Origin of the sequence: Flammeovirga sp. EKP202 (assembly GCF_014534745.1) — a bacterium.
GTDB lineage: Bacteria > Bacteroidota > Bacteroidia > Cytophagales > Flammeovirgaceae > Flammeovirga.
Genome location: NZ_JACVVP010000012.1, coordinates 162,914 through 175,321 on the forward strand (window position 1 = coordinate 162,914; position 12,408 = coordinate 175,321).

A 12,408-nucleotide genomic window follows, 5' to 3' on the forward strand; every position below is an offset into this window, starting at 1 on the left:
TTTTCACTCCTTTTTATTTCGTTAATGAATATTAATTCTGTATCTTATTCTATAGAACTAGAAATTATTTAATACATAAAATTCCCTAACCATGGAGGCAAAATTTTCGAATAGAGTCAAAGAAGTGATCTCTTTAAGTAGAGAGGAAGCTTTGCGCCTTGGCCATGATTATATTGGCACAGAGCATCTCTTGCTGGGTATGATTCGTGAAGGTGAGGGATATGCGATTACTTTATTGAAGAAGTTAAGCGTCAATCTTAACGATTTGAAGGACGCTATTGAGCAGTCTACAAAAAGTACTGCCAATTTCAACGTAAAAAATCTCGCAAACATCCCACTAACGAGACAATCCGAAAAAACGCTTAAAATAACATATTTAGAAGCTAAAATCTTTAAATCTAGCCTAATTGGTACTGAACATCTGTTATTATCAATACTTAGAGATGAAGATAACTTAGCTACCCAAATTTTGCAGCGTTATGATGTAAACTATGATGTAGTCAAAGAAATGATCGAATTCCAAGGAGAAAACCCAACAGCTTCATCAAGCACTGATGACGATGAACCTCAATCAAAAGGAGGAGGATCATGGAGCTCTCGTCCAGAATCATCAAAGAGTACAGAGAAATCTAAAACTCCTGTCTTGGATAATTTTGGTCGTGACCTTACTAGCTATGCCGAAGAGGGAAAACTAGACCCAATAGTCGGTAGAGACAAAGAGATCGAAAGAGTAGCTCAAGTGCTTTCGAGAAGAAAGAAAAACAACCCTATCCTAATAGGAGAGCCAGGGGTTGGTAAGACAGCAATTGCTGAAGGACTAGCTTTACGTATAGTTCAGAAAAAAGTATCAAGAGTGTTGTTCGGCAAGCGTGTCGTTACATTAGACCTTGCTTCTTTAGTGGCCGGTACTAAATACCGTGGTCAGTTTGAAGAACGCATGAAGGCTGTAATGAACGAGCTGGAAAAAGCACCAGAAGTAATTCTATTTATAGATGAAATTCACACGATTGTTGGAGCAGGTGGCGCTTCAGGATCGCTTGATGCTTCCAATATGTTTAAGCCAGCGTTAGCACGTGGCGATATACAATGTATTGGTGCCACTACTTTAGACGAGTACAGACAATATATTGAAAAAGATGGTGCATTAGCACGTCGTTTCCAAATGGTAATGGTAGACCCTACTTCTCCAGAAGAAACGATTGAAATCTTGAATAATATCAAAGGAAAATACGAGCAGCACCACCACGTAGATTATTCTGAAGAGGCGTTGCAGGCTTGTGTGAAATTCTCTGATAGATATATTAGTGACCGTTTCCTTCCAGATAAAGCGATTGACGTTTTAGATGAAGTGGGAGCACGTGTTCACATCAACAACATCCATGTTCCTGATAATATCTTGAAACTCGAGCAAGAGATTGAAGATATTAAAGAGGAGAAAAACAAGGTGGTCAAAAGACAGAAATACGAAGAAGCTGCAAAACTGCGTGATTCTGAAAAGAAATTGATCGAAAGCCTTGATACTGCTAAAGAAGCATGGGAAAAAGAGACAAATGAAACTATCTACCCTGTTACTGAAGATGATGTAGCAGCAGTTGTAGCAATGATGACAGGTATTCCTGTTAACCGTGTTGCAGAAAGCGAAGGCAAAAAACTGCTAAACATGTCTGAAGACCTTAAGGGTAAAGTAATTGGTCAGGATCAAGCAATTGAAAAATTAGCAAAGGCTATCCGTAGAACACGTGTAGGCTTGAAAGATCCTAAAAAACCAATCGGTTCATTTATCTTCTTAGGACCTACTGGTGTCGGTAAAACAGAGTTAACGAAAGTATTAGCTTCTCATTTATTCGACAAAGATGATTCATTAGTACGTATCGACATGTCGGAGTATATGGAGAAATTCTCTGTATCTCGATTAGTTGGAGCGCCTCCGGGCTACGTTGGATATGAAGAAGGTGGTCAGTTGACTGAAAAGATCAGACGTAAACCTTATAGCGTTATCTTATTAGATGAGATTGAGAAAGCACACCCAGATGTGTTCAATATCTTACTTCAAGTATTAGATGACGGTATCTTAACAGATGGTTTAGGTAGACGTGTTGATTTCAGAAACACAGTGATCATCATGACATCAAACATCGGTGTGAGAGATTTGAAAGATTTCGGAACAGGTATTGGTTTCAATACACAAACGAAATTAGATAATCAAGACGCTGAGATGCAAGGAACAATTCAAAAAGCATTGAAAAAGGCTTTTGCTCCTGAATTCTTAAACCGTTTGGATGATGTGATCATTTTCAACTCTTTAGAGAGACAACATATCCATCAAATCATCGATATTTCATTATCTAAATTATTCGAAAGAGTAATTGCAATGGGATATCAAATTGAAGTGACTGAAAAAGCGAAAGATTTCTTATCTGAAAAAGGTTATGATCCTCAGTACGGAGCGAGACCTCTTAACAGAGCAATCCAAAAGTACCTTGAAGATCCAATGGCTGAAGAGATCCTTGGTGGCGATATCGCTGAAGGTGATACTATTCTTGCAGATTATTCTGGAAAGGGTGAAGCTCTGACAGTTACGATCAAAAAGAATGTAACAAAAACAGAATCTGAAGAAGATTAATCTTCTTTAAGCATATTTAAAAAGGGTCGTTTCATTTTATGGAACGGCCCTTTTTGTCTATATTTTGAAGTATAGAATTGAGCCCATCTATCAAAACATGGTACTATTCGGTGAAAACAATCTAGGAGTAGGTCCTTTTTATTAAATTTGTGAATCATTAAATCAAAACACCCGTATTAAGGATTATTAAGCATTACTTTGTTACGTTTTATAATCCATCACTAAATTACTCTTTATTGCCATGAAATTAACTACTGAACGCTTATCTTCTTTACTCATCACAAGTGCCTTATTTGGCACTAATATAGAATTAAGCGAAAAAGACAAATCTATTATCACAATAGAATCACCTGTACCACAACATAATCTGTCTACTTTTGATGAACTAAAAGACAAAATCACTGGCATAGCCATAAGTGAATTGATGTCTGGCAAAGAAGTCTTAAACCAACTTGTTCCTTCCACTTTAGACCTATCCTTTGTAAGCACAGGTAACTACATCCTTTCAATTAAAATGAAAAGTGGTGAAATTTCCAGAAAAATGTGTGTTCAACAACTTGGAAATTATAACGTTGTTCGAGCTTAGTTGAAAAGTCATTACCTTTGTCATGAACTTTTTAAAATAAAGTCATGACAAAGAACTTCATTAAACATTTATTGTTTACCTGTATTTCACTTTTATCCATTTCTTCATACGGTCAAAACTTGATTCCTAACCCTAGTTTTGAAGACTACCATGAAGCTACCAGGGGCCATGCCCATTTGGATAACCTAAAAGAGTGGTACAATACCAATCAAAATAAACCTAAAACGTTATATGGTACGCCTGACCATATGTTCATCAATGAAAATCAGCCCTTAAATGGTATAAAAGATAACTTCTCTCCAAGAACTGGACAATCTGTTTTAGGCGTTATTACTTATATGCAGAGAGTAGTAAACTACAGAGAGTATGCATCTATTAAGCTAAATAAGGTATTGAGAAAAGGTGAAAAATATCAATTCACTGCATACATAAGTAGTGGAAATAAGGTAGCTTATGGGGGAATAGCAACAAACGGGTTGGGTTTTGCCTTTACCAATGAAAAACTAAAACAAAATATTTACGAACCCTTATTAAGCGCTTCTCCACAATATCAATTAGAAGATATTTTTTATGCTACAGGTTGGACCAAAGTCACTTTTTCATTTGTTGCCGAAGAAGCTATTAAGTATTTAACCATAGGAAACTTCAGGGATGACTTACAAACTGATTTAAAATACATCAATTACGATATAGACCCACAATGCTATATTTATGTCGATGACCTATCTTTAGTTCATATCCCAAGCGATACTCCCCCAGAAGAAGAGAAGGTACAAGAACCTGAAGTGGTCGTTGAAAAACATGAAATAGTGGTTGATGAAGAACCTGAAAAAGTTATAGAAGAGCAACCTAAAGTACCTGAAACTTTAGTTTATGAAGATCGACCTGTAGAAAATCAATCTTCCATTTACATCACAACTTACAGCATTACAATTCAAATCTGGGATGATAAAACCATAGATGGTGACATTGTTTCAATTTTTTGGAATGGAGAACATGTCGTTGAATATTACGAATTAACTGCCAAGAAAAAGAAGTTTAAAGTCACCTACGAACCTGGAAAGGAAAACCGCCTTATTTTATACGCTCACAACCTTGGAAAGATCCCTCCCAACACAATGGCAGTGGGTATAAAAGCAGGAAAAAAGAAGCGTGAATTAAAGATTAAATCAGACTTGGGAAAATGTGGCGCAATTCAGTTCAAACGATAGAAATTAGATCACTTTTTTCCTTTAAAAAACCCTCATTTTTTGTATCTTGCATTTCCTTAAAATGGAGATTTTTTCTTCATTTTTTCAGATGTGAAAACATATTCTAATAAATATACATGGCAGACGAAAATATCATCTCTATCAACATAGAGGACGAAATGAAAAGTGCCTACATTGACTACTCAATGTCGGTGATCGTTTCTCGTGCTCTTCCAGATGTAAGAGACGGTCTTAAGCCTGTTCACAGGCGTGTATTGTACGGTATGGCTGAGCTTGGACTTAGTTATAACCGTTCATATAAGAAATCAGCAAGAATCGTAGGTGAAGTACTTGGTAAGTACCACCCTCATGGTGATTCTTCTGTATACGAAACAATGGTACGTATGGCTCAACCTTGGTCATTACGATACATGTTAGTCGATGGACAGGGTAACTTCGGATCAATTGACGGCGATTCTCCTGCAGCAATGCGTTATACGGAGGCTCGTATGAAAGAGATCTCTGGAGAAATGCTTGCCGATATCAAAAAAGATACTGTCGATTTTGAACCTAACTTTGATGATTCCTTAAAAGAACCATCGGTTTTACCTGCAAGAATTCCTAACCTTCTTTTAAACGGAGCATCGGGTATTGCAGTAGGTATGGCAACAAACATGGCACCTCACAACCTTCATGAGGTGTGCGATGCGATCATTGCCTATGTCGACAACCCTGATGTGACAATGGATGAGTTAACGGATATCGTTAAAGGTCCAGACTTCCCTACAGGTGGTATCATTTACGGTTATGACGGTGTGAAAAAAGCATTGGAAACTGGCCGTGGTAGAGTAGTAATGAGAGCAGTAACTGAATTTGAGACACTTTCTTCGGGACGTGAGCAAATTGTAGTTTCTGAAATCCCATATATGGTCAACAAAGCAAATATGATTGAAAAAACTGCTGAGTTGGTCAATGAAAAGAAAATCGAAGGAATCTCTGCTATCCGTGATGAATCGGATAAAAGCGGTATCCGTATCGTATATGAATTGAAAAAAGATGCAGTGCCAGACGTAGTGTTAAACCACTTATTCAAGCAAACTGCTCTTCAAAGTTCTTTCAGTGTTAATAACATTGCTCTTGTAAAAGGAAGACCAAAACTTCTTAATCTACATGATATGATCAAGTATTATGTAGAGCACAGACATGATGTTATCATCCGTAGAACACAATTCGAATTAGCTGAAGCAGAAAGAAGACTTCATATCTTAGAAGGTTACTTAAAAGCTTTAGATAATCTTGATGAAGTAATTGCTTTAATTAGAGGTTCAAAAGATGCTGAAATCGCAAGAGCAGAATTAATTTCTCGCTTTGAATTCAGTGAACTTCAAGCAAAAGCAATCTTAGAAATGAGATTACAGCGTCTGACAGGTCTTGAAAGAGATAAAATCGTTCAAGAACACGCTGAAGTTACTGCATTAGTTGAAGATTTAAGAGATATTTTAGCTCGTAGAGAACGTCAGATGGATATCATCAAGACAGACTTAGTAGAGTTGAAAGATAAATATGGAGACGAAAGAAGATCGAACATTGTTTACAATGCTGACGATTTAGACATCGAAGACTTAATCGCTGACGAAGAAATGGTCATTACTATTTCTCACGAAGGTTACATTAAGCGTACTCCATTAAAGGAATACAAATCACAAGGACGTGGTGGTGTTGGATCAAGAGGTGCATCTACAAAATCAGATGACTTCACTGAACATATGTTTGTGGCTTCTAACCATAACTACTTGTTGTTATTCACTAATTTAGGTAGAGTATACTGGCAGAAAGTATTCCGTTTACCTGAAGGAAGTAAAACAGCGAAAGGTAGACCATTACAAAACCTATTGAATATTCAAGAAGGTGAAAAAGTACAGGCAGTAATTTGTACTAAGAACCTGAATGATCAAGATTACATCAATAATCATTACTTATTAATGGTTACTGAAAAAGGTATTGTGAAGAAAACGGTATTGGAAGCGTATTCAAGACCAAGAACAAATGGTATCAATGCCATCAACATCAATGAAGGTGATAAACTATTCAATGTGATGTTGACTAATGGTCAAAACGATATCATCATCGCCACTCGCATGGGTATGGCAACTCGTTTCAACGAAGACAAAGTTCGTTCGATGGGTAGAGGTGCTACTGGTGTGAAAGGTATTGTTCTTAACGGTGACGAAGATGCTGTTGTTGGTTTAGCGGCTATCGCTCAAGAAGAGTTAGAAGCGAAATCACTAATGGTTATCTCTGAGAATGGATACGGTAAGCGTACTTTATTAGAAGAATATCCATTACGTACCAATAGAGGTGGTAAAGGTGTGAAAGCGATGCAAATCACTGATAAAACAGGTAAGCTTTCAGCATTATTCTCTGTTGAAGAAACAGACGACCTTATCGTAATCACTAAAGAAGGTATCACAATCAGAACTGCTGTTAATAACTTCAGAACTATGGGTAGATCTACTCAAGGAGTGAAAGCAATTCGATTAAATGATAATGACGAAATCTCATCTGTAGAAATTGTTCCAACAATTGAAGAAGACGAAATTGTTTCTGATGAAGAAACAACAGAAAACCCTACAAATGAAGCAAGTAATGAAAACTCTGAAGACACAACATCGGAAGAATAAGACTTACTTTCATTGATTTCATAAGAAAGGTACTTGTGCACAACGAGTACCTTTTTTTGTTGAAATTATAGTATATTCGATATATGATCTTAAATTTCTATCATTATTGTTTTTGGGCATTTATCTTATTCCTTTTTAATTTCCACTCTAGTCATGCTCAGATAAAAAGAATTCAAGAAAAAAACTTGAGTATAGCTCGCCTTGCTATCAACAATAATGAACCCCACAAAGCTTTAGATCCCTTAAACGAACTTTTAACATACAATCTTACTCGTGAAGGTGAATTGGAAGTAATGACTCTTCTAGGGAAAACTTACTCTATCCTTTCTCTAGATGACTATTGTTCGGACCCAAGTAATAAGGACGATTGTAACGATTATGTTCATTCGGCAACAGATTGGTACAATAAAATTTTAAACAGAACCGACCGTAATGAAATTTTCAATTTATATACTAAAGCTGAATTAGACCGTTTTTATGATAATTTACTGACAAAGGGCGTTAATGCCTTTATCAATGAAGATTATATAGAAGCTGAATTCTATTTTGATCAAACTTACATAATGAATAGTAATGATAAAGTAAGTTGCCGATATGCAATGATTTGTAGTGAAGCATCACATCATTATGAAAAAGCACTTACCTACTCTGATAGACTTTTAGAATTAGGCTATGATAGTACAGATGTTTATGAAAGTAGAGCGTTTTTCTTTGAACAATTAAATCAACCTGAACTGGCCTTAAGTGAGGTGCAAAAAGGAATTAAAAAACACCCCTCACAACATTCATTAATTTATCGAGGAGTAGGTATCTGTATTCGGAAAGAATGGTACACACAAGCTCTTGATATCCTTAACAATTATATTAAAATTAATCCTTTTGATACTCATACTCTCGTCGCTATTGGAATGGTATACGAAGAGTTGGATGATTTTAATCGAGCTGTTCTAAATTATACCAAAGCGATTTATAGTAACCCCTACAGTTTCGATGCTTATTTTAATTTAGGACAAATTCAATTCAGAGAAGCAATTGAAAATCAAAAAATTCTCTATAACTGGGGTAAACTAAAAAAAACAGAGGATTTCAAACACATTCACAAAGGAGACATTCGTAAAACCGTCAAATTTCATCTTGATCAGAGTGTTTTAAACCTCAATGTAGCCTTTGACTTAGACCATGAAAATGAGGAAGTAATCTTAACATTACGTAACGCTTATGGTTTATTAAACAAAACAAAAGAACTAAAACGTATCGATGACACGTTAGATAATATGTAAGTGCAAAATTTATGTCACACATCATCAAAAATATGCTTGGAAAATACTATGTTTGCACTTTGAGGAATAAATAATTGTATTCTAAGCTATATAACATATAATATTTCTATGAAATTTACGAAAATCATAACTGTTCTTGCATTATCTGCTGCATTTTCTACTGCAGCGATGGCACAAGAAAAAGGTTCTGCTACTAAGGCGGCGTCTTATTTAGCAAAAGGTGAGGTTGATCAAGCAAAAACTGAGATTGAAAATGCAGTGGGCTATGAGAAATTCAAGCTTGAGTCTAAAGGCAAACCAGTTGTCGTAAAAGAAAAAACTCTTGAAATTCAAGGTGACGTATACAGTTTCATTGCTAGATCTGCTGATACTCCTGCGGAAGAGATTCCTACTGATATCGAAAAAGCAATGGGTGCTTTTGATGAAATCAAAGCTAGAAAAGAAGAATCAGGTAAAGAATCTGCTTCTTACAAAGCGGTTTGGGATAACCAAGGTGTAGATATTGCTACAGGTCAAATCAAACCTTCTAAAGTAGATGATCTTTGGGGACACTTCTTCAACATTGGTGCTGAAGCATTCAATGAGCAAGATTACAACAAAGCTATGAACAGCTTCAAATTAGCTTTACTTGTAAAAGGTGATACTACTACAGGTAAATATGGTTTCTATGCTTCTGCATTAGCGGAAGACGAAGCTGCTGACGAGGATGTTGCTGAAATCCGTAAAACTACGATGATGTTCATCAACAAGTTATTCGAAATGGATTACCACGATCCTCAACAATATTTCGCTTTATTACGTTATGCTCAAGCTGATGCTGAACCAGCTGAAATGAGAATTGACGAATTAAAATATGAAATCAGAGACGCTGAAACTGTAATTGAAAAAGCTACTAAAACTGCTGAACAATCAGGGGAGCGTTATGAATACTACACTAAAGGTGCTGGACGTAAGTATGGTTCTGCTCGTCAAAAAGCTGCTCAAGCTAAAGCTGAAGTAGATGAAGCAACTGCAGAATTAAACAAAGCTCAAGCAACTTTAGATGCTGCTAACAAAGAAACAAAAGAGTTAGAAGCAAAAACAATGGAAGTATACGAGGAGTGTTTAGCAATCACTACTAAAGGTGTAAAAAACAATCCTGGTAACCCTAGCTTAACTTCTCAAATGGTTTCTTACTATGTGAAGTTAGACAAATTGGATGAAGCAATCGCATCTGTAAAAGAAGCTATCGCTAAAGATCCATCAGACGAAGGAATGAACTTCAACTTAGCAGTTCTTTATGATCAAGCTTCTGAAAAAGCTAGATCTAACGACGATGATGCTAAAGCGGACGAATACTTTAACTTAGCAGCTGATCAATACAAAGCAGTTCTTGAAATCAACCCTGAAAGCAAAAACGGTTTATTTAACTTAGGTGCTTTATACTATAACCGTGCAGCTGCATTCAACAAAGATTTACAAGATCTTCCTATGAAAGGAATGAACTATGAGGATCCTGCAAAAGCTGAAGAGTTAAAAGGTAAAATGATGGAATATGCTAAGTTAGCTGCTCCTGCTGCTGAGAAAGTTTCTGAACTTGCTCCAGATGAAAGCAAATACTTAGTTCTTCTTTCAAGAATTTACTACATGACTAAAGAGAACGATAAATTAGAAGCTGTAAACAAAAAGTTAGAAGCAATGGAATAATTCCTTTCTAAAGCTTAACAGTTTTTTAATTTTACATAGAAAAGCCCGAACTTCGCACTGAGGTTCGGGCTTTTTACTCTCTAAATCAAAAAGTTGTGATTTTGAGATCAAGTATATTTTACATCCATGATGAAATCGAAGAAAAAAGACATACGTAAACTATCATCTGATAAGATAAAAGATTTTCTAGTTGAGAATGGAGAAAAGGGATTTAGAGCAAAGCAAATTCAAGATTGGCTTTGGAAAAGCTCTGTTACTTCATTTGATGAAATGACTAATGTTTCTAAGAAAACAAGAGAATTATTAAATGAGCACTTTGAGATATTACCTATATCTGTATTCAAAGCTCAACAAAGTAGTGACGGTACTATTAAGTCTGCTTTTCAACTTCATGACAAGCACCTTGTTGAAGGAGTATTAATACCCGCTGAACCAAGGATGACAGCCTGTATTTCCTCTCAGGTTGGATGTTCGCTTACTTGTTCATTCTGTGCTACAGGTTATATGGATCGTAAAAGAAATCTCGATGCAGCTGAAATTTATGATCAAGTTGTAGCGATTGATAAGCAAGCCCAAGATGCTTACAGTACTGGGTTGACGAACATTGTTTACATGGGTATGGGAGAACCTCTATTAAACTATAAAAACGTACTTGAATCGGTTGATAAGATCACATCTCCTAATGGGCTTGGAATGTCAGCAAAGAGGATCACTGTATCAACAGCTGGGATTGCTAAAATGATTCGTAAGCTTGGTGATGATGAAGTGAAGTTTAACCTAGCTCTATCTTTACATGCTGCTAATGATGAGAAGAGGAATAAGATTATGCCTATCAATGAGCAAAACACATTGGAGGTACTTAGAGAGGCTCTCAAATATTACTTCAGCAAAACAAAAAACCCTGTTACATATGAATATATAGTTTTCAACAACTTTAATGATTCATTACAGGACGCAGAAGAGCTTTACCAATTCACAAAACACCTCCCTTCTAAGGTAAATATCATTGAATACAATCCTATCTCTGAAGCAGATTTTCTCAATGCTAAAGTAGATAAGATTCAACGTTTTGCGGATTATTTATCTAAAAAAGGAGTCAATGTTCATGTGAGGAGAAGTAGAGGAAAAGATATTGATGCTGCCTGCGGGCAACTTGCAAATAAAGAAAAATAATAAAAAAGGCTAGGTTGTATTCCCTAGCCTTTTTCGATTTATTAATAATGTTGAAATTCTATATGCTCATCGTTCTTTACTTGATCTGTCATATATTTATCCAATTCATAATGGGTTATTCGATCTATCTCTTTCTTATGAAATAGATTGACAAAATGTGTTCTTACCAAGGAGAGGTTATCAAGGTCATATACCTTATCAATAGCATTATTAAATACTTTCATTTTATCATTCTCATAATTATACAGTGAAAGTATTCCATTCAATTGACGTACTGAAATTCCCTTTCCTTCAACCTGATCTATAAAAACTTCTACTTTTTCACTTGAAATAGATTCCAATTGTATTGCTCTTTGTACATTGAAAAAATCAGACGATGACATTGGCTTTTCATGCCCAATTCTTCCTCTATATTCTGGAACATAAACTACTTTGACTTCATAATCCTCAATATCCTCACCATTTTCCATCGCTTTTTGATATTCTACAATCTCTTGTTCCGTTGTATGTAAGCCATCAGAAATGTTCTGGTGCATATCACTCAAAAAAGAAACAAAAACTTCTTGATAAGCTTCATCCTCAAAATGAAAATTAGTATTTACTAAACTTGATTGATTATCTGTATGTGAAAATGCATAATATAAAAACTCAATACGATCTTGATCAGAGTCAAAGTAAGAGGATAGCTCTCCTAACTTATCGCTATCCATACAGTATTTTTCTACAAATATTTTCGCAGATTCTAGTAGAGATGTTGGTGACATCACTTCGAATGAAGTTAAGACCTCTTTAAAATGACCATTCGATATTGGAGTGCAATTTGTCGTTTCTATGTTTTGTCCAAAACTAATGGTAGCCAAACATAGGAAACTTAAGATAGTTATTAGGTTTTTCATAGTAAGGATAATTCTTAAACTGTAAAATTAATTTCAATTATTACAGTGAAAAGCAATAGTAATTATGTAAGAGTATTCTAATGTCTTTAACATATCCCTTCTATTTTTTGTTACATTTATACAAATGTCTGATATAATATCTTAGATAGATACAATCCATTTATTTATTAAACACAAAAAAAGGTTAGTCAACATCTTGTGTTAACTAACCTTCTGTATTTAATGAATGTGGCGCCGACTTACTCTCCCGGGGGTTAACCCAGTACCATCAGCACGGTAGGGCTTAACTGCTC

At 35.6% G+C, this 12,408-nt stretch carries 8 protein-coding genes; 7 read left to right on the forward strand and 1 reads right to left on the reverse strand.

Going from position 1 to position 12,408, the window contains the following annotated elements; all coding sequences use genetic code 11:
• Window positions 1-91 precede the first annotated feature (91 nt).
• The 7 genes from IC221_RS09965 (at window position 92) to rlmN (ending at window position 11,219) form a co-directional block, all read left to right on the forward strand.
• Window positions 92-2,623 (forward strand): ATP-dependent Clp protease ATP-binding subunit, encoded by a 2,532-nt coding sequence (locus tag IC221_RS09965; RefSeq protein WP_188168828.1) that lies wholly within the window; start codon window positions 92-94, stop codon window positions 2,621-2,623.
• A 241-nt stretch (window positions 2,624-2,864) separates the two neighbouring features.
• Window positions 2,865-3,209: a hypothetical protein gene (locus IC221_RS09970; RefSeq protein ID WP_044204644.1), complete on the forward strand. Its 345-nt coding sequence runs from the start codon at window positions 2,865-2,867 to the stop codon at window positions 3,207-3,209.
• Between the two features lie 44 nt (window positions 3,210-3,253).
• Entirely contained in the window at window positions 3,254-4,420 is a 1,167-nt protein-coding gene (locus tag IC221_RS09975) for a hypothetical protein (RefSeq protein ID WP_188168829.1), read from the forward strand.
• Window positions 4,421-4,536: 116 nt separating this feature from the next.
• Window positions 4,537-7,080, forward strand: coding sequence for a DNA gyrase subunit A (gene gyrA, locus IC221_RS09980; RefSeq protein ID WP_188168830.1), 2,544 nt, complete (start codon window positions 4,537-4,539; stop codon window positions 7,078-7,080).
• Between the two features lie 83 nt (window positions 7,081-7,163).
• A complete protein-coding gene (locus tag IC221_RS09985; protein WP_188168831.1) occupies window positions 7,164-8,360 on the forward strand; it encodes a lipopolysaccharide assembly protein LapB in 1,197 nt (398 codons plus the stop codon).
• A gap of 108 nt (window positions 8,361-8,468) precedes the next feature.
• Entirely contained in the window at window positions 8,469-10,046 is a 1,578-nt protein-coding gene (locus tag IC221_RS09990) for a hypothetical protein (protein WP_188168832.1), read from the forward strand.
• A 126-nt stretch (window positions 10,047-10,172) separates the two neighbouring features.
• On the forward strand, window positions 10,173-11,219 hold the full coding sequence (rlmN, locus tag IC221_RS09995) for a 23S rRNA (adenine(2503)-C(2))-methyltransferase RlmN (RefSeq protein ID WP_188168833.1): 1,047 nt from the start codon (window positions 10,173-10,175) through the stop codon (window positions 11,217-11,219).
• Between the two features lie 41 nt (window positions 11,220-11,260).
• Here the strand turns inward: rlmN and IC221_RS10000 are convergent, their stop codons facing one another.
• Window positions 11,261-12,115 carry a DUF4476 domain-containing protein gene (locus IC221_RS10000; RefSeq protein ID WP_188168834.1) on the reverse strand — a complete coding sequence of 285 codons (855 nt, stop codon included), beginning with the start codon at window positions 12,113-12,115 and terminating at the stop codon, window positions 11,261-11,263.
• Between the last annotated feature and the right edge of the window lie 293 nt (window positions 12,116-12,408).

What these genes read in the sequence shown, in the direction of transcription:
- IC221_RS10000 (WP_188168834.1), bottom strand. Translation starts at nt 12,115, where the DNA reads ATGAAAAACCTAATAACTATCTTAAGTTTCCTATGTTTGGCTACCATT.
- gyrA (WP_188168830.1), top strand. Translation starts at nt 4,537, where the DNA reads ATGGCAGACGAAAATATCATCTCTATCAACATAGAGGACGAAATGAAA.
- IC221_RS09965 (WP_188168828.1), top strand. Translation starts at nt 92, where the DNA reads ATGGAGGCAAAATTTTCGAATAGAGTCAAAGAAGTGATCTCTTTAAGT.
- IC221_RS09970 (WP_044204644.1), top strand. Translation starts at nt 2,865, where the DNA reads ATGAAATTAACTACTGAACGCTTATCTTCTTTACTCATCACAAGTGCC.
- IC221_RS09990 (WP_188168832.1), top strand. Translation starts at nt 8,469, where the DNA reads ATGAAATTTACGAAAATCATAACTGTTCTTGCATTATCTGCTGCATTT.
- IC221_RS09975 (WP_188168829.1), top strand. Translation starts at nt 3,254, where the DNA reads ATGACAAAGAACTTCATTAAACATTTATTGTTTACCTGTATTTCACTT.
- rlmN (WP_188168833.1), top strand. Translation starts at nt 10,173, where the DNA reads ATGATGAAATCGAAGAAAAAAGACATACGTAAACTATCATCTGATAAG.
- IC221_RS09985 (WP_188168831.1), top strand. Translation starts at nt 7,164, where the DNA reads ATGATCTTAAATTTCTATCATTATTGTTTTTGGGCATTTATCTTATTC.